Origin of the sequence: Bradyrhizobium sp. SZCCT0148, assembly GCF_018129985.1 — a bacterium.
Lineage (GTDB): Bacteria > Pseudomonadota > Alphaproteobacteria > Rhizobiales > Xanthobacteraceae > Bradyrhizobium > Bradyrhizobium japonicum_H.
This window is the reverse complement of the sequence record NZ_JAFCKT010000004.1, coordinates 468,228-488,983: the sequence shown is the minus strand read 5'-3', so window position 1 is coordinate 488,983 and position 20,756 is coordinate 468,228. Positions and strand designations below refer to the sequence as shown.

Sequence of the window (20,756 nt, the reverse complement as noted above, 5' to 3'; positions counted from 1 at the left end):
CCTCCTCGCAGGTGCTGTCGGCGGCGCAAATGCTGTCGAACGACTCCGGCCGGCTGAAGAACGAGGTCAGCAAGTTCTTGAGCAACGTCCGCGCGGCCTGATCCTTTATCCGATCGAACGACGAGCGGCGCCCAAAGCGCCGCTCGTTTCGTTTGGCCGGTCGCATGACGTCCCTTGGAAGTCGCGGTTTGAAGAACGTCCCGTGGTGTTACGGGCAAGATGCTTCATGGATGGTTAAGCCGTATTTACGAGAATTTGCGCAGAGGGGCGCCCTGGACAGCAGTGCCAGTGCGGGCGGCTTCCGATTGAAATTGACCTTTGCTCTATTTGATTTCTTGGGGGTTCCATGCGCAAGAATTTGCCGGTGACCGATGTCGAATATCCGGTCAGTGACGAAACGCTGATTGTTTCGCGGACAGATCTCAAGGGCAAGCTCTCCTACTTCAACGAGGACTTCCTCGCCGCGGCCGGCTTCACGTCGGCCGAGCTGATGGGCCAGCCGCACAATATCGTCCGCCATCCCGACATGCCGCCGGAAGCGTTCGACAATCTCTGGGATACGCTGAAGGCGGGCAAGCCGTGGCTCGGCGCGGTGAAGAACCGTCGCAAGAACGGCGACTTCTACTGGGTGCTGGCGACGGCCTCGCCGATCCGGGAGAATGGCCAGGTCAAAGGCTACACCTCGATCCGCACAAAACTGCCGGCCGACCAGCGCAAGCTCGCCGAGGAGGTCTACGCCGCGATCCGCGAGAAGAAGTCGCATGGTTATCGCGTCGATGCCGGCATCATCCGCCGCCGCTCGTGGCGCGACCGCTTCAGCATCTTCACTGGTACGCTGAAGGCACGCCTCGTCACGACGATGGTGCTCCAGGCATTTTTCATGATCGCACTCGGCATTTATGGTGCGCTCGCCTCCGGCGGTTCGGCCAGCCTGATGCTGTCGGCACTGGCCGTCGTCGGCGCCGTCGTCGTCGGCTTCGCGGGTCTTGCGACCATGCGCGCGATCCAGGGGCCGATGCAGCAGCTCAACGACACCCTTGTCAACCTCGTGCAGGACAAATTTGACAACCGCATCGTGATCGAGCGCGATGACGAGATCGGCGAGGCGCTGCGCAATCTGCAGACCGTGCAAACCATCATCCGCTTCAGCCGCAACGAGGTGCAGGCGGTGCAACGCCGCGCCGAGGAGCAGCGTAAGGCCAGCATGAGCACGCTCGCGGACGGCTTCGAGGCTGCGATCGGCGAGATCGTCGACACAGTGTCGTCGGCCGCGACCGAACTCGAGGCTTCTGCCTCGACGCTGTCCTCGACCGCAGGTCGGGCGCAGGAGCTGGCGACAGCAGTGGCCTCCGGGTCCGAAGAGGCCTCGACAAATGTCCATTCCGTCGCCTCGGCCGCCGAGGAGATGTCGTCCTCGGTGCGCGAGATCGGCCGTCAGGTGCAGGATTCCACCCGGATCGCGAGCGAGGCGGTCAGCCAGGCGCATGCCACCACCGAACGCGTCAGCGAATTGTCGCGGGCGGCATCGCGGATCGGCGACGTCGTCGAGCTGATCAATGCGATCGCGGGCCAGACCAATTTGCTGGCGCTCAATGCCACGATCGAGGCCGCGCGGGCAGGCGAGGCGGGGCGCGGCTTCGCCGTCGTGGCCTCCGAGGTCAAGGCGCTCGCGGAGCAGACGGCCAAGGCCACCGGGGAGATCGGCCAGCAGGTCGGCGGCATTCAGGCGGCGACGCAGGATTCGGTCAGCGCCATCGGCGAAATCAGCGGCACCATCGCGCGTCTGTCGGAAATTGCCTCGGCGATCGCCGCGGCCGTGGAGCAGCAGGGCTCGGCGACCCAGGAGATTGCCCGCAACGTTCAGCAGGCAGCCCAAGGCACTCAGCAGGTCTCGTCCAATGTTGGCGACGTCCAGCGCGGCGCCTCCGAAACCGGCGCGGCGTCCTCGCAGGTGCTGTCGGCTGCGCAGATGCTGTCGCGCGATTCCAACCGTCTCAAGCTCGAGGTCGGCAAGTTCCTGAACTCCGTCCGCGCGGCATGAGGCACATCGTCCGCGCGTCCTGATGGACCGGCAAGGTTGCGATCGCTTCGATCGCTGCGATGCCGGTTGCTTGCCTCGCACGAGGCAGGAAACGAATCGATAATCATAGGGTTCGATAGGTCGCGTGGAGAGCCGAGTTCGTGGCGATCTTTGATTTGAGACAATTCAAGGTTGCCTGAGCCGGCTACTGCTTCCGTCGAACTGCTCATTTTCGGGCGGTGCTCACGAGGGAAGCGAGCCGTGCACTTACGAATTGGAACCATCCTGCCATTGATTGTCTCGGCGCTCGCCTTGATGGGAGTGGCCGCCACCAGCTACACGGCCATTGCGGCCTATCACCACCGACAGCAGGCGCTCGCTTTCGTCGAGCTCAACGGCATTTCGCAGCAGCTGCTCCGCAGCGCCGGACAATGGGCTCTGGAGCGGGGAATGACCAACGCGGCGCTGAACGCGCCCGAGGCCATCGCGTCGGAGCGCCGCGCCGAAATCGACGCACTTCGCGTCGGTTCCGGGCAGGCATTCCGCGATGCCGTGCAGCGTTTGCGTCAGCTTCCCGCGATGAAATCGGCCGAGCCTCGGATTTCGGACGCCGAACGCGCGCTGCAAGGTTTCGAAAACATGCGCGGCAAGATCGACACGGATCTCGCCAGGCCGAAGGCTGAACGCGATCCTGCCATCATCAATGCGGTTGTTCCGGCCCTGACGAAAGTCATCGACATCGCCGCCAACGGGCTGCGCCTCACGCTGGAGACGCTGACAGACGCGCCGTCCGCAAGCATGACGCGTCTGGTCGGCCTTCGCCACCTTACCGCGGAGATGGCCGAGTACGCCGGCCGCGAACGGGCTTTCCTCGCCGGCTCGATCAACTCGCAGGCAAAGCTCACTGCCGACGGCATCGGCCTGATGTCAGGACTTCGTGGGCATGTCGACCTCGCCTGGGGTACCATATCGCCTCTCGCGCAGCGCGCCGACGTCTCGGCGGAGTTGGCTCGGGCGATCAAGGACGTCGAGCAGAAATACTTCCAGACTTACGGCTCGCTGCGCGGCGACGTGATCGCACAGGCCAAGACGGGTGACTACAGAATCTCGGGTAGCGACTACATGGCAGGCGCGACCAGCGCCATCAATGCGATCCTGAAGCTCGGTCAGGCCATAGCAACTGATGCTGACCGGGAAGCTGCCGGTCTGGTCGCCGCAAGCACCTCGAATCTGGTCTTCAGTGGTGGCGTTCTCTTCGCGAGCATCGCTCTCGCGCTGCTCAGCTTCTGGGTGGCCTTGTCGCGGATCGTGCGCCCGCTGTCTGCCTTGACGAGCGCCATGGGCGAGCTCGCCAGCGGCAATTTCTCCGTGATCCTTCCCGGCCTCGGCCGCAAGGACGAAATAGGCGACATGGCGCACGCGGTCGAGGTCTTCAAGGTCAAGGCCGAGGAGAAAGCACGGTTGGAGGCTGATGCGAAGATCGCGCAGGACCGGATTGCCGCCGAGCAGCGCAAGGCCGACATGCACAGGCTCGCCGGCGCGTTCGAGACGGCGATCGGCGAGATCATCGAGACCGTGTCGTCAGCGTCGACCGAACTCGAGGCGTCCGCCGGCACGTTGAACACCACGGCCGGGCGCGCCCAGGAACTGGCGATCGTGGTCGCCGCCGCGTCGGAAGAGGCCTCGACCAACGTTCAATCGGTGGCTTCGGCGACGGAGGAGCTCTCGTCCTCCGTCAACGAGATCAGCCGGCGCGTGCAGGATCAGGCCCGGATGGCCAACGAGGCGGTCGGCCAGGCGGAACGAACCAACGACCGGATCGGCGAACTGGCGAGAGCGGCTTCCCGGATCGGCGACGTCATCGAACTGATCGACCAGATCGCCGGGCAGACCAATCTGCTGGCCCTCAACGCCACGATCGAGGCGGCGCGGGCAGGCGATGCCGGGCGCGGCTTCGCGGTGGTGGCATCCGAGGTGAAGGCGCTTGCCGAACAGACGGCCAAGGCCACCGGAGAAATCACCCAGCAGATCGCGGGCATCCAGACGGCGACCCAGGATTCCGTCGGTGCGATCCGGGAGATCAGCGGATCGATCGGGCGACTGTCCGAGATCGCCTCGGCCATCGCGGCGGCGATCGAAGAGCAGGGCGCCGCGACCCAGGAGATCGCGCGCAACGTCCAGAACGCGGCCCAAGGCACGCAGCAGGTGTCGGCCAATATCGGCAACGTTCAACACGGTGCCAATGAAACCGGCTCGGCCTCGTCTCAGGTGCTCTCGGCGGCGCAAATGCTGTCCAGCGACAGCAACCGCCTCAAGCTTGAGGTTGGCAAGTTCCTGGAGACGGTTCGGGCCGCCTGAGAGACGCTGCCGCATGGCAGCGATGCCTGTTTTGCAGTGCGGTAGCAGGGAAGTGACTGCAGGATAGTTCTGGTCAATGGCGTTTCCGACGGTGCTCGGGTAAAGGGGAATAGGGAGCGCCGTGGGGGCGGCTTCCGCATCCTCGCTTGACCCGGATTTGCCTGGCGCATGATTGCTCTGGTCCGTATTGCCCTGAGCCGGCCCTATACGTTCGTCGTGCTCGCGATCCTGCTGCTGATCATCGGACCGCTTGCGGCGCTGCGGACCCCGACCGACATTTTCCCGGACATCCGCATTCCCGTGATCGGCGTGGTCTGGCAGTACACCGGCCTGCCGCCGGACCAGATGTCCGGCCGCATTACCACGCCGTTCCAGCGCGCGCTGACGACGACGGTCAACGACATCGAGCACATCTCGGCCAATTCCTACAACGGTTTTGGCATCATCAAGATCTTCTTCCAGCCTAACGTCGACATCCGCACCGCCAACGCGCAGGTCACCGCGATTTCGCAGACGCTGATCAAGCAAATGCCGCCCGGCGCGACGCCGCCCTTGATCCTGAACTATTCGGCCTCCACCGTGCCGATCATCCAGGTGGCGCTATCGGGCGACGGGCTCACCGAGCAGAACCTCGCCGATATCGGCATCAACAATCTGCGTACGCCGCTGGTCACCGTGCCCGGCGCCGCGATCCCCTATCCGTTCGGCGGCAAGCAGCGTCAGGTCCAGATCGACCTCGATCCCACTGCGCTCCAGGCCCGCGGCCTGTCCGGCCAGGACGTCGCCAATGCGCTTGCCGCGCAGAACCTGATCACGCCGGTCGGCACCCAGAAGATCGGCCAGTTCGAGTACAACATCCAGCTCAACAACTCGCCGCTCAAGATCGACGAGCTCGGCAACCTCCCGATCAGGACCGTCAACGGCGCCATGGTCTATGTGCGCGATGTCGCTACCGTGCGCGACGGCAATCCGCCGCAGACCAACATCGTCCATGTCGACGGCAATCGTTCGGTGCTGATGATGGTGCTGAAGGCGGGTGCGACCTCGACGCTCGACATCATCGCGGGCATCAAGCAGAAGGTCATCGACGTCAAGGACCAGCTCCCCGACGCGCTCAAGATCGGCTTCATCGGCGATCAGTCGGTGTTCGTCCGCGGCGCGATCCAGGGCGTGGCCGTCGAGGGCGTGATCGCGGCGCTGTTGACCAGCGTCATGATCCTGCTGTTCCTCGGCAGCTGGCGCTCGACCGTCATCATCGCGGTCTCGATCCCGCTGTCGGTGCTGGGCGCCATCATCATGCTGTCGGCAATCGGCGAGACGCTCAACATCATGACGCTCGGCGGCCTTGCGCTCGCGGTCGGCATCCTCGTCGACGACGCCACCGTGACCATCGAGAACATCAATTACCATCTGGAGCAGGGCAAGCCGGTCGAGCAGTCGATCCTCGACGGCGCCAACCAGATCGTGACGCCGGCTTTCGTATCGCTGCTGTGCATCTGCATCGTGTTCGTGCCGATGTTCTTCCTCTCGGGTGTCGCGCGCTTCCTGTTCGTGCCGATGGCGGAAGCCGTGATGTTCGCGATGATCTGGTCCTTCATCCTGTCGCGCACGCTGGTGCCGACCATGGCGAACTATCTGCTGCACGCGCATGTCGATCACGAAGGCGGGCCGCCTAAATCGCGCAATCCGCTGGTCTGGTTCCAGCGCGGTTTCGAGGCGCGGTTCGAGCGCATCCGCGGTGGCTATCATGGCTTCCTCGGGCTGGCGCTGGCGCACCGCGCCGTGTTTGTGATCGGCTTCATCTGCGTGGTCGGCGCGTCCTTCGCGCTGGTGCCGTTCCTCGGTCGCAACTTTTTTCCCGCGGTCGATGCCGGCAACATCCTGATGCATGTCCGCACCCAGGTCGGCACCCGCGTCGAGGAGACCGCCAATCAGCTCGCTGACGTGCAGAAGGCGGTCCGCAAGCTGATCCCCGGCGAGATCGAGACCATGACCGACAACATCGGCATGCCGATCTCCGGCATCAACATGACCTACAACAACACCGGCGTGATCGGCCCGCAGGACGGCGACATCCAGATCAAGCTGAAGGAAGGCCACAAGCCGACGGAAGAGCACGTGAAGGTGCTGCGCGAGCAGCTGCCGCGGTTGTTCCCCGGCGTCAGCTTCGCCTTCCTCCCCGCCGACATCGTCAGCCAGATCCTGAATTTCGGCGCGCCGGCGCCGATCGACCTGCAGATCCGCGGCGCCAATGTCGCAGGCAATTTCGTCTATGCCAACAGCCTGCTCGCCAAGGTCCGCAAGATCCCCGGTGTGGCGGACGCACGCATTCAGCAATCACCGAACGCGCCGACCTTCAACATCGACGTCGACCGTACCCGCGCGCAATATGTCGGCCTGACCGAGCGCGACGTCACCAACAGCCTCGTCGTCAATCTCGCCGGCTCTTCGCAGGTCGCGCCGACCTATTATCTCAACCCCGAGAACGGCGTGTCCTATTCGATCGTGATGCAGACGCCGCAGTACCAGATCGATTCGCTCAGCGCCCTGCAGACGCTGCCGATCACCGCGGCCGGCGCCTCGCAGTCGCCGATCCTCGGCGGCATCGCCGACATCAGGCGATCGGCCTCCAGCGCGGTCGTCTCGCAATACGACATCCAGTCGATGGTGCAGATCTTTGCGACGACCTCGGGCCGCGATCTCGGCGCGGTCGCCGCCGACATCCGACAGCTGATTGCCGACACCGCCAAGGAGGTGCCGAAGGGCTCCTCCGTGGTGCTGCTCGGCCAGGTGCAGACCATGAACAGCGCCTTCACCGGCCTGTTGTTCGGCCTGCTCGGCGCCGTCGTCCTGATCTATTTCCTCATCGTCGTGAACTTCCAGTCATGGTCGGACCCGTTCGTGATCATCACGGCGCTGCCGGCCGCGCTCGCCGGCATCGTCTGGATGCTGTTCGCGACCGGCACCACGCTGTCGGTCCCCGCGCTCACCGGCGCCATCATGTGCATGGGCGTTGCCACCGCGAACAGCGTGCTGGTGATCTCCTTCGCGCGCGAGCGCTACGAGGAACTCGGCGATCCCGTCGCGGCGGCGCTGGAAGCCGGCTTCGTCCGCTTCCGCCCCGTGCTGATGACCGCGCTCGCCATGATCATCGGCATGGCGCCGATGGCGCTCGGCCTGGGCGAGGGCGGCGAGCAGAACGCGCCGCTCGGCCGCGCCGTGATCGGCGGCCTGATCTTTGCAACCTTCGCCACGCTGATCTTCGTCCCCGTGGTATTCAGCATGGTCCACAAGAAACAAGGCGCCAAGGCCGCCGCCTCATTGGAGACCCCGCATGTCGCCCACTGAACCCCGCTCCCCGGTGTCGCACCGGAAACTGGGCATCTTGGGCGTGGTGGCCCTGATTGCGGCGGGTCTCGTTGTCGGCACAGGCATCCGCGCCCGCGAGGAGCAGGGCTCCAAGCTGAAGGAATGGACGGATGACCAGGCCGTTCCCAGCGTCGCGGTGACCTTGCCCAATTCCAAGGCCCTCAATTCCACCATCGATCTGCCGGGCCGCCTCGAGGCCTATTATCGTGCTCCGATCTTTGCCCGCGTCCCCGGCTATCTCAAGAGCTGGAGCGCCGATATCGGTGCGCGCGTGAAAGCCGGCCAGGTGATCGCCGAGATCGAGGCGCCCGACCTCGACCAGCAACTGCTGCAGGCCAGAGCCGACCTCGCCAGCCAGCAATCCAGCGCCAAGCTGTCGGAAGCGACCCTCAATCGCCGCAAGACCCTGGTCGCCTCCAACTTCGTCTCCGCACAGGAAATCGACGAGCGTACCGCCGATCTCTCCAACAAGAACGCGGCCGTTCGCTCGGGCCAGGCCAATGTCGAGCGGCTTGAAGCGCTTGCCGGCTACAAGAAGATCACCGCGCCGTTCGACGGGGTGGTCACGGCGCGCGACACCGACGTCGGTGCGCTGATCAATTCCGGCGGCGGCTCGGGACCCCCGATGTTCGTGGTCTCCGATATCACAAAGCTGCGCGTCTACATCAACGTGCCCCAGAACTACGTGCCGGCGATCAAGATCGGCGCCAAGGCGACCATCACGCTGCCGGAATACCCGAACCGCAATTTCCAGGCGACGGTGGAGGCCTCCTCGCAGGCCGTCGACGTCGCCTCCGGCACCACGCGCATGCAACTCGGGCTCGACAATTCCGCAGGCGAGCTGATGCCCGGCGGCTATGCCAGCGTGAAGCTCAACCTGCAGCGCGATTCCGCCCCGCTCAGCATTCCAGCCAGCGCGTTGATCTTCAACAGCAACGGCTTGCGGGTTGCGACGGTTGGCGCCGATGACAAGGTGCTGTTCAAGCCAGTGACCATCGCGCGCGACCTCGGCCGAGAGATCGAGCTGGCCTCAGGGATCGCCGCAGACGATCGCGTCATCACCGCGCCGCCGGATGGTCTGTCGGACGGCGACCCAGTGCGCGTGGTCGGCGCCAAGGCCAAGCCGGCAACCGCGTCGGAGAAGCAGCCGCCGAAGGGCTGAGGGACTCGCGCCCCGGACGGAGCGCAGCTGCAATGACGCGCTGCTGAGCCGGGCCCAGTTTGCTTCACAGAGTTCAATGCGGCTTTGTGGATCCTGGCTCTGCGGAGCGGCACTTCGCGCCGCACCGCGTCCAGGGCACGAGCGCAAGCTCACGCCACGCGCCACTCCGGCACACCGTCCGATGCCATCGCGATTTCGCCCAACGAGCCGACCGGCGTGCGATCCATGTTCAGCAGATGCGCGAGCGTCGCGCTATCGCCTGCCGGAACCCGCGCCAGCGTGCGCCGGTCATCCGCCGTCCGCAGCATCACAACGCCATGCTCGACCTCGCCGCCGCGGCCATAGAGCACCGTAAAACTCTCGACCTTGCCCTTGCCCGAGGCCTCCGCGATGAATTCCGGCACCGCGCGCTTGTTGCGGTCGGCCTCGCCTTGCACGCTCGTCTCCTGCGCCATCGCCTCGCGCGGCGGCGCCTTCGCCACCACCAGCGCGTGATGTTTGGTGACGAAGCCGCCCTGGCCGTAGAGCAGGCCGAGCTTCGCGCCGTCGCGCACCCGCCGCACCATCGCGCAGGCCGCATGCGTCATGTAGGTGTTGAGCGGGGCCCCGAAGAAGGTGAGGCCGCCGGTTACTGTCGGCTGCACGTCGGCGCCAAGGCCCAGCGTTCGCCGCGCCATCTTGGGCACGCAGGGGAAGCAGCTATAGAGCTCGATGGCGTCGAACTTCCTGCCGTCACCGCCGGCAAGGTCCATCACCGCTTTCAATACCGCGTTCTGCGGGTGGCTCTCGTAGAACTGATCCCGCAGCAGATAGTCGCGCGGCTCTTCCGCCGAGGCACCGCCGAGCGGATAGACCAGCTTGTCTTCGGGAATACCGAGCGCACGCGCATTGGCAAGGCTGGTCAGCAGCAGCGCGCCGCCCATGTTGACGCTGGGATTGGCGACCATCAGCTTGTTGTAGGGCCACGCGATCAGCCGGTTGTCGGCCGTCGGTGTCGTGATTTCCTCCGGCGCGTAGCGCCGCTTCAGCCAGGCATTGGGATTCTGCGCGGCAGCTTCCGAATAGCGCGACCACAGCGTGCCTGACTCCGCCATCGCCTCGCGCGGCGTCTGGCGCCAATGCGCGGAGGAGGCGGCCTCGTAGAACGGATAGACCGTGACGGGCCGGAACACCCCTAACTTCACGGCAAGCGGCTTCTGGAACGCCGCGCCGCGCTTGGGCTCCTCGACGTCATGGGCGAACGGCGTCCATGGCAGGGTGACGCCGGCGCGCTCCGCCTTGGTCGCGGTCGACTGCGCCTCGGCACCGCACACGGCAGCCACGGTGCATTCGCCGCGCGCGATGCGCTTGGCGGCTTCGTGGATGTAGCGGATCGGGCTCTCGCCGCCGACCGGGCCGTAATAGCAATGCGCAGGCATGATGCCGAGGCGCTGCGCCAACAGCTGCTCGGGATCGCGATAACGCCAGCTCAGGAAGTTGACGACGTCGAGCGATTGCACTTCGCCGAGCAGCTTTGCGCCCGCGTCTGCTTCCGCACGCCGCAGTGCCTGTTCCAGCAGATCGAGCGGCTCGAGTCCGTCGGTGATTTCCTTGGGACGGTCGACGATTTCGCCGATACCGACGATGACGGGGATGCGGTTTTCGGGGATGTTGGTCTTGTCGGTCATGGCCTCAATTCACACGGTGTCAGTTGTTTCGTCATTGCGAGCGCAGCGCAGCAATCCAGAATCTTTCCGCAGAGGCAGCCTGGATAGCTTCGCTGCGTTCGCAATGACGAGGTGAAAGACTATTCCGCCACCAGCGCGTTCATGTGCTCAACGGCTTCGGCGAACTCTTCCTTGAACTCCTGCACCACAGCGCCGGCCGACTTCACGCTGTCGATCAATCCGACGCCCTGGCCGACGAAATAGCTGACGAGATCGCGCGCCTTCGCATTGCCGCCCGCCGCCGCGCGATCGATCGAATTGAAGGCATCGCGGCTGATGATGCTCTGCAGCGGCATCGGCAGCGCGCCCGGACTTTCCGGCGCGCGATCCCAGGCATCGGTCCAGACCGAGCGGAGCTGCCGGGCCGGCTTGCCGGTGCGGCCCTTCGAGCGCACCGCGTCGCGCGAGGATGCCGCGATCATCTTCTCGCGAAAAATCTCGCTGGTCTCGGCTTCCACCGTCGCAAGCCACACCGAACCGGTCCAGGCGCCGGCCGCGCCCATCGCCATGCAGGCCGCCATCTGCCGTCCCGTCATGATGCCTCCGGCCGCCAGCACCGGCACGTCGCGGATCGGCTTGATCGCCTTGATCACCTCGGGCACCAGCACCAAGGTCGAGACCTCGCCGCAATGGCCGCCGGCCTCGGTGCCCTGCACCACCAGAATGTCGACGCCGGCTGCGACCTGACGCAGCGCGTGCTCCTTGGCGCCGACGAGGGCGGCTACGGGGACACCGTGTCTCTTGCCCATCTCGATCATGGCCTTCGGCGGCACGCCGAGCGCATTGGCGATCAGGCGGATCGGATGTTTGAAGGCGACCTCGAGCAATTGCAGCGCCGTCTTTCCGTCGAACGGCTGCGGCTGATCGGCCGGCACCTCCGTGGTCGTCAGCTCGATATCGTATTTCTTCAGGAGCTCGCGCGTATAGCTGCGGTGCTGCTGAGGCACGCGCGCCTCCAGGCTCTTCCAGGTGACGTCCTTCTCGCCCGAGGTCGAGATGTTTTCGGGAATGAGCACGTCGATGCCGTAAGGCTTGCCGTCGACGTGGTCGTCGATCCATGTCAGCTCGCGCTCGAGCGTATCGGGTGTGTGCACGGTGGCGCCCAGCACGCCGAAGCCGCCCGCGCGGCTGACGGCGGCGACGACATCGCGGCAATGGCTGAAAGCCAGCAGCGGGAACTCTATGCCCAGCATGTCGCAGATCGGCGATTTCATGGCTCTCTCTCCCGGCGGCCCCCACGTTCTCGTTGCTTTCGCTGGCGAAGCAAAGTGGCGCTGGCAGATGGATGACATGCCGGATTCGGCAAGGCATCTTGTGTGCAGGCGTCGCTCGCTGTCCACGGCCGCGGCGTCGCGGAATGGCGGGGCAGGGTGCTGCCATGACGAAAAAGCTGCGTCGTCGCGTCGGTCAATGCGCTGGGCGCCCTTGTCATCGGCCATCCCGGGGCTAATTAATGCAGGCGCATCTTTCCGCCGGAGCCGCTCCCATGACCGACACCCCCGCCTACGTGCCGCCCAAAGTCTGGACCTGGAACAAGGAGAATGGCGGACAGTTCGCCAGCATCAACCGTCCGATCGCCGGTCCGACCCACGACAAGGAGCTCCCGGTCGGCAAGCATCCCTTCCAGCTCTATTCACTGGCGACGCCGAACGGGGTGAAGGTCACGGTGATGCTGGAGGAGCTTCTGGCGCTCGGCCACAAGGGCGCCGAATATGACGCCTGGCTCATCAAGATCGGCAATGGCGACCAGTTCGGCAGCGGTTTCGTCGATATCAACCCGAACTCCAAGATTCCTGCGCTGATGGATCGCTCCGGTCCCGAGCCGGTTCGCGTGTTCGAATCCGGCTCGATCCTGTTTTACCTCGCCGAGAAGTTCGGTGCCTTCCTGCCGACGGACATCAAGACCCGTACCGAGACGATGTCCTGGCTGTTCTGGCAGATGGGCAGTGCGCCCTATCTCGGCGGCGGCTTCGGCCATTTCTACGCCTACGCGCCGTTCAAGATCGAATACGCCATCGATCGTTTCGCGATGGAGGTCAAGCGCCAGCTCGATGTGCTCGACCGGCGCCTCGCCGATAACGAATATCTCGCTGGCAAGGAGTACACCATCGCCGACATGGCGGTGTGGCCGTGGTACGGCGCGCTCGCCAAGGGGCTGGTCTACAGCGCCGGCGAATTCCTCTCGGTGCAGGACTACAAGAACGTGCAGCGCTGGACCGACCAGATCGCGCAGCGCCCCGCCGTGAAGCGCGGCCGCATGGTCAACCGCGTCTCCGGCGATCCCGCCAGCCAGCTGCACGAGCGTCACGACGCCAGCGATTTCGACACGAAGACGCAGGACAAGATCGCGCCGGCGACGTAGATGCATAGGGCGGATCAGCCGCAGGCGTAATCCGCCATTCCTTTTGCCGTATGCGTTCGGCGGATTACGCTGGCGGACTGCACTTCGCGCAACCACGGGCTAATCCGCCCTGCGATCAATCCGGCAGCATCTCGCCGGAGCCGCCGAGATCCGCCGGCAGGTCGGCATATTTTGGCAAGCCGTCCCTGACCGACACTATCTTGCTTGCGTAGTTGGCATGTAGCGTCGGCTGGTGCACATATCCCTTCAGCAGGTTGGCGTAGACGTCGATCAGTCGCATCCGCGGATGCTCGGTCATGACGTGGCCGCCGCAGCGTTTGCAGAACTTTCGGTAGGAATGCTCGGTCTTGTTAAAAGTCCCGAGGTCTGCCTCGCCTCTGATGATGCGCACACTGTCCGACTTCCACAGGCTGAAGGCGTTGATCGGCGCCGCCGACCACGCCTGGCAGTCGGCGCAATGGCAATAGCCTGAAAACATGGGCTTGCCCGAGACCTCGACCTCGACGGCTCCGCAGAAGCAGCCGGCGCGATAACTTGCCTGCGGCCCCGTATGGGCGGTCTCACCAGCGGCGAGGAGATCGTCGTATTCAGGATTCTTGCGCATGAAGTTGCGGATGAAGTCGCACTCGACGGAGAGCTTGCGCCCCTGCGCCCGTACCGCATCCAGCGTGGCGCGGCCAAGCTTCGAGCCGATGCCGCGGCCGCCGAGCTCCGGCGGCACCTCGGTGTGCACCAGCGTGATCGCGCCATCGGTCTTGCGGTATGTGACGAAGGCGATGTGTCCGTCGACGTCGAGTTCGAACCGGCTGCGTTCCTCGTCGTCGCGAAAGGCTTCGGGCATCATCTCGCTCCCTGGTTCGGCTATTTGGTCTTCACACCTTCCGCCACCGGAAACACCACGCGGTCATCGGTGCGGCAGTAGCGATCGGCGAACATGCGGCCGATCGGGTGATAGCGATCCATGTGTACCCGCATCGCCTTGTCGTCCCAGAGTTCGTCGCGGATGTGGAAGTGAATGCCCTCGCCCATGATCAGGCGACGATCGTCGTTGACGTCGATCAGTTTCCAGAGCTTGCATTCCATCGCCCAAGGGGTATCGGCGAGCCGTGGCACCGCGATCTTCGCGGAGGCAGCAAGCTTGAGGCCGAGATAGTCGGGCTCGCCGACCTCGGGCGGAAAATCGCCGCTGCTCTCGTGCATCGCTTCTGCCAGCGGCTCGTCGGCGAGGTTGATCACGAACTCACCGGTTCGCTGGATATTGAGAAACGTGTCCTTGTCCTGGCCGTTGGACTTGCGGTTCGCTGCGAACATGCAGAGCGGCGGATCCTCGCAGAAGGCGTTGAAGAAGCTGAATGGGGCGGCGTTGACCACGCCGGTCGGCCCGATCGAGGTCACCCACGCGATCGGCCGCGGCAGGATGAAGGACGTCAGCACTTTGTAGCGCTCGCGTGGCGTCAGGTCACTGGCGGCGTACTCCATGGGGACTCCTGGGCAAGTCTTCATTGCCGGGCTTGACCCGGCAATCCATCAATCCTGAAGAAATGCTCTCTTCGACGGATGCGCGGGTCAAGCCCGCGCATGACGAGTTGGGATCACGCCATGCTCAGCTCGTGGCGGCCCACCACCATCCAGTGCACCTCGTCCGGCCCATCCGCGAAGCGCAGATGGCGCACGTCCTGGTACATCTCGGCGAGCGGGGTCCAATGCGAGATGCCGGTGGCGCCGTGCATCTGGATGGACTGGTCGATGATCTTGCAGGCGCGCTCGGGCACCATGGCCTTGACCATGGAGACCCAGACGCGGGCTTCCTTGTTGCCGAGCACGTCCATCGCCTTGGCCGCCTTCAGTACCATCAGCCGCATCGCCTCGATCTCGCAACGCGCCTGCGCGATGATCTGCATGTTGCCGCCGAGATGCGCGATCTTCTTGCCGAAGGCCTCGCGGGTGAGGCCGCGCTGCACCATCAGGTCGAGCGCCTTTTCGGCCTTGCCGATGGTGCGCATGCAGTGATGGATACGGCCCGGGCCGAGGCGGAGCTGGGAGATCTCGAAGCCGCGGCCCTCGCCGAGCAAGATGTTCTCCTTGGGCACGCGGACATTGTTGAAACGCATGTGCATGTGGCCGCGCGGGGCGTGGTCCTGCCCGAATACATACATGGGCCCAAGCACCTCGACGCCGGGCGTGTCGCGCGGCACCAGGATCTGCGACTGCTGCTTGCTCGGCGCGGCGTCCGGATTGGTCTTGACCATCACGATGAGGATCTTGCAGCGGGGATCACCGACGCCGGAGATGTAGTACTTCTCGCCGTTGATCACCCATTCGTCGCCGACCAGTTTCGCCGTCGTCGAGATGTTCTTGGCGTCGGAGGAGGCGACGTTCGGCTCGGTCATGACATAGGCCGAGCGGATCTCGCCGTTCATCAGTGGCTTCAGCCACTTCTCCTTCTGCTCCTTGGTGCCGACGCGCTCCAGCACCTCCATGTTGCCGGTATCGGGCGCCGAGCAGTTCATGGTCTCGGAGGCCAGCGGGCTCTTGCCGAGCTCGGATGCGATATAGGCATAGTCGAGGTTTTTCAGTCCCTGTCCGGTCTCGTCGTCGGGCAGGAAGAAGTTCCAGAGGCCTTCCTGCTTGGCCTTGTTCTTGGCCTTCTCCAGCACCTCGAGTTGCTTCGGCGTGAAGCTCCAGCGGTCCTCCTTGCCTTCGCCGGCCTTGGCGAACTCGATCGACATCGGCTCGACGGTGTCGCGGATGAACTTCCTGACGTGGTCATAAAGCGGCCGGACCTGGTCCGACATCCGGAGGTCGTTCAGCTCGTCGCCGGGATTGAGGGTGTAATTGGTGGTGCGGGGAATGTAGGTGTGTTTTGTCATTGTTCCTCCCGGGGACACTGAGATCGTTCTGGCCGGGAGAATAGTCGCAGCCCGGCCAAAGTGCGAGCGCGCATTTTCCACGTGCGGCCATGCCATGCGATGGAATATCGCGAGGCGTTTGAAATGTTGTTTGAATGGTGGGGCACGCTGGTCGCGCCGCGCCGCACTCGCGCTGTCATCGCCCGCGCAGGCGGGCGATCCAGTACTCCGAGACGGCAGTGATTGAACCGCAACGCTGCGGCGTACTGGATGCCCCGGTCAAGCCGGGGCATGACAGTGTCGGTCGCCGCGGCAATCAGTTTGCCATCCGATGCATCGCGCAGATCTTGTTGCCGTCGAGATCGCGCAGATATGCGAGATAAAGCTTGCCACCCGGACCCTGGCGCACGCCCGGCGGATCCTCGATCGATTTTGCGCCGGCTGCGAGGCCAGCCGCGTGCCACGCATCGACCTGCTCAGGGGAGTTGCAGGCAAAGCCGATCGTGCCGCCGTTCGCGCACGTCGCGGGCTCGCCGTTGATCGGCTTCGACACGGAGAACACGCCGGTCTTGGTGATGTAGAAGATGCGGTGGCCGTCGACCCTGGCCGGGCGCACCTCGAGCGTGCTCAGCAGGTTGTCGTAGAACGTCTTGGCCTTGTCGAGATCGTTGGTGCCGATCATGATATGCGAGAACATTTGCCCATTCCCTTCTGCGCTGACAAAACGAGAAGCCGTAGGGTGGGCAAAGCGCAGCGTGCCCACCACGACATTCGAAAAGTGCTCGAGATGGGTACGGCGCAAGCGCGCCTTTGCCCACCCCGCGACGTCTCAAAACGCGGTATAGCCGCCGTCAATCACGAACGTATCCGCGGTGTGATACGACGACGCCTTGCTCATCAGATATACGGCGATGCCGCCGAAATCGGAGGCCTCGCCGAAGCGCCGCATCGGTATCCGCGGCATTACGTTGGCGACGAATTTTTCGTTGGCCATCAGGCCCGACGTCATGTCGCTCTTGATCCAGCCGGGCAGGATCGCATTGGCAGTGACGCCATGGCGTGCCAGCTCGACGCCGAGCGCGCGAACCAGCGCGTTGATCGCGGCCTTGGTCGCCGCATAATGCTCGTTGCGCGCGGTGCCGAAAATCGAGGCCAGGCTCGAGGTCGCGACCAGCCGGCCGAAGGGATCTCCGGAATTGGCGCGCTCGGTCATGTGCTTCGCCGCGGCCTGGAACGCGTGGAACACGCCGTCGAGATTGGTCGCGAACATCGTGCGCCATTCCTCTTCGGTGCGCTCGATGAAGGACCTGCGTCCGCCGCCGCCGATGCCGGCATTGGCGAAGCAGCCATCGACCCGGCCGAAGGTGTCGAGCGTCGCCTTCATCGCGGCATTGACCGAAGCCGGATCGGTGACGTCGCAGACGCGGGTATCCACCTTGCCCGACAGGCCGGCCATGCTTGCGGCGACCGCCTTGTTCTTGTCCGCATTGCGGCCCCAGATCGAGACATTGCAGCCCTGGGCGGCGAGCGCCTGCGCGATGCCAAGGCCGATGCCGCCATTGCCGCCGGTGATCACGGCCACGCGGCCGGAGAGGTCGAAGAGGTTCATGGCGCGTTTCCTGTCCTTGCGTCTGCGGCGCATCAGCCGCTGCGCGCAAGATTGCTTGCTATGCTCCGATCACCATGGACAAGACCGCGCCAAAAATCAAATATGCGCCCCGCAACAGGAATTCCGGTCTGCGAAACTGACGCAGGCCGCAACGTACGAGGAAACCATGCAGTTCAAACACGTCACGCTCGATTTCGATGGCGCGGTCGCGATCCTCAAGCTCGACCATCAGGAAGTGATGAACGCGGTCTCCGTGGACATGCTGGGCGGCCTCTCCGAAGCACTCGATGCGATCGAGGAAAAGAAGGACGAGGTGCGCTGCGTCGTGCTGACCGGCGCGGGCCGCGCGTTCTGCACCGGCGCCAATCTGCAAGGGCGCAACAACCAGGCGAAGAAGACCAAGGCCGGCATGACGCTCGAGACCGGCTTTCATCCCTTCCTGCGCCGCATCCGCAATCTGCACTGCCCTATCATCACCGCGGTCAACGGCCCGGCCGCAGGCGCCGGCATGAGCTTCGCGCTGCTCGGCGACATGATCTTGTGCGCGCGGTCCTCTTACTTCCTGCAGGCCTTCCGCCGCATCGGTCTGGTTCCGGATTGCGGCTCGACCTGGCTGTTGCCGCGCCTGGTCGGCCGCGCCCGTTCGATCGAATTGTCGTTGATGGGCGAGCGGCTGCCGGCCGAGAAGGCGCTGGAATGGGGCCTCGTCAACCGTGTCTATGACGACGGCGTGCTGATGGAGGAGGCGATGAAGCTTGCGCGTGACCTCGCCAGCGGCCCGACGGTGGCGTTGTCGCTGATCCGCAAGCTCTACTGGGACAGCCCAGAGAATTCCTTCGAGGATCAGCTCAACCTCGAATTCCAGTGCCAGCTCCGCGCCGGCGACACCCAGGATTTCCGCGAAGGTGTCGGCGCGTTCCTGGAGAAGCGGCCCGCGCAGTTCAAAGGCAAATGATCGAGGCGGAGCTTTCACGCAGCGTCCGGCGCTGGTGCAAGGACGCGACCGGCGTCACCGGTGCTGCCAAGCTGTCGGGCGGCGCCAGTCAGGAAACCTGGCGCTTCGACATCACGCATCCCGACGGCGCGATCGGTGCGATCCTGCGCCGCTCGCCGAAGGGGTATGGCGCGGCGCCGACGCGCGCGGCGGGCCTTGCCGCCGAAGCGCAGTTGATGCAACTCGCCTTCGAGGCCGGCATTCCGTCGCCACGCGTGATGCATGTGCTCGTGCCCAAGGATGATCTCGGCACCGGCTTCATCATGCAAAGGATCGAGGGCGAGACCATCGCGCGCAAGATTCTTCGCGATGACGAATATAAGGCGGCGCGGCCGCATCTGGCGCGGCAGATCGGCGGCATTCTCGCAGGCCTCCATCGCCTGCCGAAGGACAAGCTGCCCGAACTGCGCAGCCGGGGCGCGACGCAGGAGATTTCCGAGTTCGAGCGCGATTATCGCAGCCTGAACTGGCCCAAGCCCGTGTTCGAGCTGGCGTTGCGCTGGCTGCGCGACCACGATCCCGGCCCGTCAACCGAAACGACGCTGGTGCACGGCGATTTCCGCAACGGCAATCTCATCATCGGCGCCGACGGAGTGCGTGCCGTGCTGGACTGGGAGCTGGCCCATCTCGGCGATCCCATGGAGGATCTCGGCTGGGTCTGCGTCAATTCCTGGCGCTTCGGCGAGATCGACAAGCCTGTCGGCGGTTTTGGCGCGCGGGAGGATCTGTTCGCGGGCTATGAGGCCGCGGGCCGCAAGGTCGATCCGGAACGCGTGAAATTCTGGGAAGTGATGGGCACGCTGCGCTGGGGCATCATGTGCGGCGGCATGATGCAGCGCTTTCGCGAGGGGCCCGACCATTCCATGGAGCGCGCCATGATCGGCCGCCGCGCCAGCGAGACCGAGATCGATCTGTTGCGGCTCCTGGCGCCGCGCGGGAGTTGACACATGCAGGACGAGCCGACCCCGATCGAGCTGACCAAATCGGTCGCTGATTTCCTCCGCAACGACATCACGCCGCTGATCTCCGGCCACCAGGCCTTCAAGCTGCGCGTCGCCATCAACATCCTCGACCTCGTGACGCGACAGCTGACGCGGGAGGAGGCGAGCGATGCTGCCGAAGTGGCGCGTCTGCGCGCGCTGCTCGGCATCGACGGCACGGTCACTGAGCTCAATCGCGTGCTCGCTGAACGCATCGCGAAAGGCGAGGTGGACCTTTCAACACAGGGCCTCGCCGAGCATCTCTGGGCCACCACGATGGACAAGCTCGCGGTCGACCAGCCGAACTACGCGTCGTACAAGCGGGAGCTGGGGCGAGGCGGGTAGGGACGAGTGCTCCAAACTGGGCGTCATTGCCCGCGAAGGCGGGCGATCCAGTACACCGCGACGGCAACGGTCAGATCGAGAGGCCGCGGCGTACTGGATGCCCCGCCTGCGCGGGGCAAGACAGTGGTGCTGTTGAGATGGGCGCGCCCCGACAATGACGCGACCTACTTCCCCAACCATTTCGGCGGCCGCTTCTCCGAGAACGCCTTCGGTCCCTCGATGTAATCCTGCGACGCCACCATCGCCTGCACCGCCGGATAGTCCCGCTGCTCGGCGATCGCCTGCTCCAGCGAGACGCCGAGCCCCTTCCGGATGGCCTGTATCGAGGCCCGGATCGACATCGGCGAGTTCTTGGTGATCATCTCGGCCCAGCGCAGCGCGCCCGCAAGCGCCTCGCCCTGCGGCACCACCTCGTTGACGAAGCCGAGCTCGAGACCCTCCTTGGCGCCGACATGGCGCGCCGTGAGGATCATGCCCATGGCGCGCTTCAACCCGATCTGCCGCGGCAGCCGGTGCAGGCCGCCGGCGAGCGCGGCGAGGCCGACGCGCGGCTCGGGCAGGGCGAAGGTCGCATTCTCCGAGGCGATGATGAGGTCGCAGGCCAGCGCGATCTCGAAACCGCCGCCCATGGCGACGCCGTTCACTGCGGCGATGATCGGCTTGTCGCAGTCGAAGCGCGCGGTGAGGCCGGCAAAGCCGCCCTTGTCCCAGCCGCGCTTTCCACCCGCCGCCTGCCACTTCAGATCGTTGCCGGCGCAGAAAGCCTTGTCGCCGGCACCGGTGACGATCGCGACCCATTGCTCGGCATCCGCGGAGAAGTCGTCGAACACTTTCTGCAGCTCGAAATGCGCATCGGTGTGCAGCGCGTTGTAGACCTCGGGCCGCGACAGCGTCACGATCGTAATCGGCCCCTTGCGTTCCACCTTTGAAAACTTCAGCTCCATCGCACGCTCCCGCATTTTCTCGTGAAGGAATATTGACGGCATACTACCGCGCGTCGGC

Annotated in this window: 16 protein-coding genes; 8 read left to right on the top strand and 8 right to left on the bottom strand. The window is 64.8% G+C overall.

Annotation, left to right across the window (positions count from 1 at the left end; translation table 11 throughout):
* Positions 1 to 346 precede the first annotated feature (346 nt).
* The 4 genes from JQ580_RS16945 (at position 347) to JQ580_RS16930 (ending at position 8,909) form a co-directional block, all read left to right on the top strand.
* A complete protein-coding gene (locus tag JQ580_RS16945; protein ID WP_212281187.1) occupies positions 347 to 2,041 on the top strand; it encodes a methyl-accepting chemotaxis protein in 1,695 nt (564 codons plus the stop codon).
* Between the two features lie 240 nt (positions 2,042 to 2,281).
* Entirely contained in the window at positions 2,282 to 4,378 is a 2,097-nt protein-coding gene (locus JQ580_RS16940; protein WP_311982456.1) for a methyl-accepting chemotaxis protein, read from the top strand.
* 168 nt (positions 4,379 to 4,546) lie between these two features.
* Entirely contained in the window at positions 4,547 to 7,726 is a 3,180-nt protein-coding gene (locus JQ580_RS16935; protein ID WP_212281186.1) for an efflux RND transporter permease subunit, read from the top strand.
* Positions 7,713 to 8,909 carry an efflux RND transporter periplasmic adaptor subunit gene (locus tag JQ580_RS16930; protein WP_212281185.1) on the top strand — a complete coding sequence of 399 codons (1,197 nt, stop codon included), beginning with the start codon at positions 7,713 to 7,715 and terminating at the stop codon, positions 8,907 to 8,909. Before JQ580_RS16935 ends, JQ580_RS16930 begins: the two co-directional genes overlap by 14 nt.
* 149 nt (positions 8,910 to 9,058) lie before the next feature.
* Here JQ580_RS16930 and JQ580_RS16925 read toward each other — a convergent pair whose 3' ends face one another.
* Together JQ580_RS16925 and JQ580_RS16920 are read right to left on the bottom strand one after the other, a co-directional pair.
* The gene (locus JQ580_RS16925; RefSeq protein ID WP_212281184.1) at positions 9,059 to 10,576 is read right to left on the bottom strand and encodes an acetyl-CoA acetyltransferase; all 1,518 of its coding nucleotides are present in this window, start codon (positions 10,574 to 10,576) and stop codon (positions 9,059 to 9,061) included.
* A gap of 119 nt (positions 10,577 to 10,695) precedes the next feature.
* Positions 10,696 to 11,829: a nitronate monooxygenase gene (locus tag JQ580_RS16920; protein WP_212281183.1), complete on the bottom strand. Its 1,134-nt coding sequence runs from the start codon at positions 11,827 to 11,829 to the stop codon at positions 10,696 to 10,698.
* A 272-nt stretch (positions 11,830 to 12,101) separates the two neighbouring features.
* Here JQ580_RS16920 and yghU point away from each other — a divergent pair, with 272 nt between their 5' ends.
* On the top strand, positions 12,102 to 12,977 hold the full coding sequence (gene yghU, locus JQ580_RS16915; protein ID WP_212281182.1) for a glutathione-dependent disulfide-bond oxidoreductase: 876 nt from the start codon (positions 12,102 to 12,104) through the stop codon (positions 12,975 to 12,977).
* 115 nt (positions 12,978 to 13,092) lie between these two features.
* Here the strand turns inward: yghU and JQ580_RS34320 are convergent, their stop codons facing one another.
* The 5 genes from JQ580_RS34320 to JQ580_RS16890 form a co-directional block, all read right to left on the bottom strand.
* A complete protein-coding gene (locus JQ580_RS34320; RefSeq protein ID WP_409363208.1) occupies positions 13,093 to 13,821 on the bottom strand; it encodes an N-acetyltransferase in 729 nt (242 codons plus the stop codon).
* A gap of 17 nt (positions 13,822 to 13,838) precedes the next feature.
* Positions 13,839 to 14,456, bottom strand: coding sequence for a flavin reductase family protein (locus JQ580_RS16905; protein ID WP_212281181.1), 618 nt, complete (start codon positions 14,454 to 14,456; stop codon positions 13,839 to 13,841).
* Between the two features lie 113 nt (positions 14,457 to 14,569).
* Entirely contained in the window at positions 14,570 to 15,847 is a 1,278-nt protein-coding gene (locus JQ580_RS16900) for an acyl-CoA dehydrogenase family protein (RefSeq protein ID WP_166466469.1), read from the bottom strand.
* Positions 15,848 to 16,142: 295 nt separating this feature from the next.
* Positions 16,143 to 16,523: a VOC family protein gene (locus JQ580_RS16895; protein WP_212281180.1), complete on the bottom strand. Its 381-nt coding sequence runs from the start codon at positions 16,521 to 16,523 to the stop codon at positions 16,143 to 16,145.
* Between the two features lie 132 nt (positions 16,524 to 16,655).
* The gene (locus JQ580_RS16890) at positions 16,656 to 17,435 is read right to left on the bottom strand and encodes an SDR family NAD(P)-dependent oxidoreductase (protein ID WP_212281179.1); all 780 of its coding nucleotides are present in this window, start codon (positions 17,433 to 17,435) and stop codon (positions 16,656 to 16,658) included.
* 166 nt (positions 17,436 to 17,601) lie between these two features.
* Here JQ580_RS16890 and JQ580_RS16885 point away from each other — a divergent pair, with 166 nt between their 5' ends.
* Genes JQ580_RS16885 through JQ580_RS16875 form a run of 3 tightly spaced genes read left to right on the top strand, consistent with a single transcriptional unit; the run spans position 17,602 to position 19,754 of the window.
* Positions 17,602 to 18,390 carry an enoyl-CoA hydratase/isomerase gene (locus tag JQ580_RS16885; protein WP_212281178.1) on the top strand — a complete coding sequence of 263 codons (789 nt, stop codon included), beginning with the start codon at positions 17,602 to 17,604 and terminating at the stop codon, positions 18,388 to 18,390.
* Positions 18,387 to 19,373 (top strand): phosphotransferase family protein, encoded by a 987-nt coding sequence (locus tag JQ580_RS16880; protein ID WP_212281177.1) that lies wholly within the window; start codon positions 18,387 to 18,389, stop codon positions 19,371 to 19,373. Before JQ580_RS16885 ends, JQ580_RS16880 begins: the two co-directional genes overlap by 4 nt.
* Before the next feature lie 3 nt (positions 19,374 to 19,376).
* Entirely contained in the window at positions 19,377 to 19,754 is a 378-nt protein-coding gene (locus tag JQ580_RS16875; protein WP_212281176.1) for a DUF6285 domain-containing protein, read from the top strand.
* Between the two features lie 164 nt (positions 19,755 to 19,918).
* Here the strand turns inward: JQ580_RS16875 and JQ580_RS16870 are convergent, their stop codons facing one another.
* Positions 19,919 to 20,698 carry an enoyl-CoA hydratase-related protein gene (locus JQ580_RS16870; protein ID WP_212281175.1) on the bottom strand — a complete coding sequence of 260 codons (780 nt, stop codon included), beginning with the start codon at positions 20,696 to 20,698 and terminating at the stop codon, positions 19,919 to 19,921.
* Positions 20,699 to 20,756: the final 58 nt, after the last annotated feature.

Coding starts and splice junctions, on each gene's coding strand:
- JQ580_RS16945 (WP_212281187.1), top strand. CDS start 347: ATGCGCAAGAATTTGCCGGTGACCGATGTCGAATATCCGGTCAGTGAC.
- JQ580_RS16935 (WP_212281186.1), top strand. CDS start 4,547: ATGATTGCTCTGGTCCGTATTGCCCTGAGCCGGCCCTATACGTTCGTC.
- JQ580_RS16930 (WP_212281185.1), top strand. CDS start 7,713: ATGTCGCCCACTGAACCCCGCTCCCCGGTGTCGCACCGGAAACTGGGC.
- JQ580_RS16925 (WP_212281184.1), bottom strand. CDS start 10,576: ATGACCGACAAGACCAACATCCCCGAAAACCGCATCCCCGTCATCGTC.
- JQ580_RS16920 (WP_212281183.1), bottom strand. CDS start 11,829: ATGAAATCGCCGATCTGCGACATGCTGGGCATAGAGTTCCCGCTGCTG.
- yghU (WP_212281182.1), top strand. CDS start 12,102: ATGACCGACACCCCCGCCTACGTGCCGCCCAAAGTCTGGACCTGGAAC.
- JQ580_RS34320 (WP_409363208.1), bottom strand. CDS start 13,821: ATGATGCCCGAAGCCTTTCGCGACGACGAGGAACGCAGCCGGTTCGAA.
- JQ580_RS16905 (WP_212281181.1), bottom strand. CDS start 14,456: ATGGAGTACGCCGCCAGTGACCTGACGCCACGCGAGCGCTACAAAGTG.
- JQ580_RS16900 (WP_166466469.1), bottom strand. CDS start 15,847: ATGACAAAACACACCTACATTCCCCGCACCACCAATTACACCCTCAAT.
- JQ580_RS16895 (WP_212281180.1), bottom strand. CDS start 16,523: ATGTTCTCGCATATCATGATCGGCACCAACGATCTCGACAAGGCCAAG.
- JQ580_RS16890 (WP_212281179.1), bottom strand. CDS start 17,435: ATGAACCTCTTCGACCTCTCCGGCCGCGTGGCCGTGATCACCGGCGGC.
- JQ580_RS16885 (WP_212281178.1), top strand. CDS start 17,602: ATGCAGTTCAAACACGTCACGCTCGATTTCGATGGCGCGGTCGCGATC.
- JQ580_RS16880 (WP_212281177.1), top strand. CDS start 18,387: ATGATCGAGGCGGAGCTTTCACGCAGCGTCCGGCGCTGGTGCAAGGAC.
- JQ580_RS16875 (WP_212281176.1), top strand. CDS start 19,377: ATGCAGGACGAGCCGACCCCGATCGAGCTGACCAAATCGGTCGCTGAT.
- JQ580_RS16870 (WP_212281175.1), bottom strand. CDS start 20,698: ATGGAGCTGAAGTTTTCAAAGGTGGAACGCAAGGGGCCGATTACGATC.